At 69.9% G+C, this 2,863-nt stretch carries 1 protein-coding gene and 2 pseudogenes; all 3 read left to right on the top strand.

The features are described from left to right. Window positions 1-129 (top strand): annotated as a pseudogene (locus tag ASJ79_RS34285) (IS3 family transposase); the annotation flags it as partial. After that, window positions 112-1,272 (top strand): annotated as a pseudogene (locus tag ASJ79_RS21660) (beta-ketoacyl reductase); the annotation flags it as partial. The pseudogenes ASJ79_RS34285 and ASJ79_RS21660, both read left to right, overlap by 18 nt. Before the next feature lie 5 nt (window positions 1,273-1,277). Next, window positions 1,278-2,863: type I polyketide synthase (locus ASJ79_RS21655; RefSeq protein WP_231750968.1), on the top strand; the 1,586-nt coding region annotated here is incomplete at its 3' end.

Raw genomic sequence — 2,863 nt, 5'->3', positions numbered from 1 at the left:
ATGGGCCGCGATCAGGTGGCCCGGCTGATGCGCATCTGTGGAATCTCGGGCGCGGTGCGCGGCAAACGCCGCACCATCACCACCACCTCCGAGCAGGGTGCACCACGGCACCCGGATCTGATCGAGCAGCTCGTCGCCATGGGCGCCAGGACCGTCGTCGCGGTGTCGCGCAACCCGGGCAACCGGCTCGACGAGCTGACCGCACGGCTGGCCGAAGCGGGCGCCACGCTCGTCACCGCCGCCGCGGACGCGTCCGACGAGGCCTCGCTGCGCGCGGTGTTCGACCGGTTCGGGGCCGACCTGCCACCGCTGAAGGGCGTCTACCTCGCCGCGATGAGCGGCGGCCCGGTCACGCTGGCCGAGATGGGCCACGACGACGTGGTGGCGATGTTCCGGCCGAAGATGGACGCCGCCGCACTGCTGCACACGCTGTCGCTCGGCCATCCGGTCGAGCAGTTCGTGTTGTTCTCGTCGATCTCCGGGGTGCTCGGCTCACGGTGGCTGGCGCACTACGCGGCCACGACCACGTTCCTGGACACGTTCGCGTTCGCGCGCCGCGCCGCGGGACTACCCGCGTCCGCGATCAACTGGGGTCTGTGGAAGTCGCTGGCCGACGTGCAGACCGGGTTCGAGCGGCAGGCCACCCAGGAGTCCGGCCTGGAGCCGATGGACGACGCGGTCGCGATCACCGCGCTGCGCTCGTTCGTGGGACCGCAGGCGCCGGCCCGCGCCACGGTGGTCGCCGCCGACTGGCCGAGGCTGGCCGCGGCGTATCACACCCGGGCGCAACTGCACATCCTCGACGACCTGCTCGCCGAGGAGACCGCCACCGGCCAGGCGTCGCTGACAGGGGACACCCGATTTCGCCGGGAGCTCAAGGAGTGCGAGCCGCGGCGGCGCGTCGAGATGCTCACCGACCATGTGTTGGCGCAGGTCGCCGCCGCGATGGGACTCGCCTCGGCGCACACGCTGGACCCGACGGTGGGGTTCTTCCAATTCGGAATGGATTCGCTGATGAGCGTAACGTTGCAGCGTTCGCTGAGCGAAAGCCTAGGGGAGCCGCTTCCGGCGTCGGTGGTCTTCGACTACCCGACGGTGGAAGCGCTCACCGATTATCTGGCAACGGTGCTTCCTGAGATAATCGAGACCGCCGGTACCGAGGGTGGGGACCACGACAAGGACGTCGAAGGCGACCCCACCGTCCAAGAGGACGCCTACGACGACCTCGCCGAGGACGAACTGCTGGCGAGACTGTCGGAAAGATTGAGTTGAGTGGAATGACCCAAGCGTCTTCGAAGCCCGCCACCCCCGATCGCCGGGCGATCATCACCGAGGCCCTGCGCAAGATCGACGATCTGACCGCGCGGCTGGCGGCGGCCGAGAAGGCCGAGACCGAGCCGATCGCCGTTGTCGGCATCGGCTGCCGGCTGCCCGGCGGGGTCGACAACGCGGACGATTTCTGGAAGTTGTTGTGCGACGGCGAAAGTGGCGTGATCCGCGTGCCCGCCGACCGGTGGGACGCCGACGAGTTCTACTCGCCCGACCACACCGTGCCGGGCACCATCGTCAACCGTGAGGGCGGCTTCCTGACGTCGTGGAAGCCCGACGAGTTCGACGCCGAGTTCTTCTCCATCGCCCCGCGTGAGGCCGCCGCGATGGATCCGCAGCAGCGGTTGCTGCTCGAGGTCGCCTGGGAGGCGCTCGAGGACGCCGGGATCAACCCGCGCACCCTGCGTGGCTCCTCGACCGGGGTGTTCGTCGGCCTGACGACCAACGACTACTACCACTCGATCGTCGGCAAGCTGCGGCCCGAGGACATCGACCCGTACATCCCGTTCGGCAACGCCCCGAACTTCGCTGCCGGACGGCTGTCGTACTTCCTCGGGGTGCGCGGACCGGCCGTGGTGAGCGACACCGCGTGCTCGTCGTCGCTGGTGTCGATCCACCTGGCGTGCCAGAGCCTGCGCCGCGGCGAGAGCGACCACGCGCTGGCCGCCGGGGTGAACCTGATCCTGTCGCCGGAGAACAACATCGCGTGTTCGCGCTGGGGCATGCTGGCCCCGGACGGCAAGTGCAAGACGTTCGACGCCGCCGCCGACGGTTACGTGCGCAGCGAGGGCGCGGGCGTGGTGGTGCTCAAGCGCCTGTCTGACGCGCAGCGCGACGGTGACCGCGTGCTCGCGGTGGTGCGCGGCTCTGCGGTCAACCAGGACGGCGCCAGCAGCGGCCAGACCGTGCCCAACGGCCCCGCCCAGCAGGAGCTGATGCGCAGGGCGCTGCAGTCCTCGCGCCTTGACCCGTCGGACATCGACTACATCGAGGCCCACGGCACCGGCACCTCTCTCGGTGACCCGATCGAGCTGGACGCGCTGTCGGCCGTCTACGGCGACCGCAAGGACTCCGCCCCACTGGTGCTCGGCTCGGTCAAGACCAACATGGGCCACCTGGAGTCCGCCTCCGGCGTCACCGGCTTCATCAAGACCGTGCTCAGCGTGCACCACGGTCACATCCCGAAGCAGCTGCACTTCACCACGCTGACCCCGCAGGCCGGCGAGGGTGCGCAGAAGTTCCACATCGCATCCGAGTCGCTGCCGTGGCCCGACATCGTCGGCGACCGGCCGCGTCGCGCCGCGGTGTCGTCGTTCGGGGTCAGCGGCACCAATTCGCACATCGTCGTCGAGCAGGCGCCGGAAACCGAACCTGTGGCGGCACAACCGGAACCGCCGGTGAGCACGCTGGTGGTGACCGGTAAGACCCCGGCCCGGGTCGCGTCGCTGGCCGGGCGGCTGGCCGAGTGGCTGCAGTCGCCGCAGGCCGCGGAGGTGAGCCTGGCCGACGTGGCGGCGACGCTGAACCACCGCCG

Origin of the sequence: Mycobacterium sp. NAZ190054, assembly GCF_001545925.1 — a bacterium.
Lineage (GTDB): Bacteria > Actinomycetota > Actinomycetes > Mycobacteriales > Mycobacteriaceae > Mycobacterium.
The sequence above is the reverse complement of the archived record's forward strand: the minus strand, read 5'-3'. Positions and strand labels throughout refer to the sequence as shown.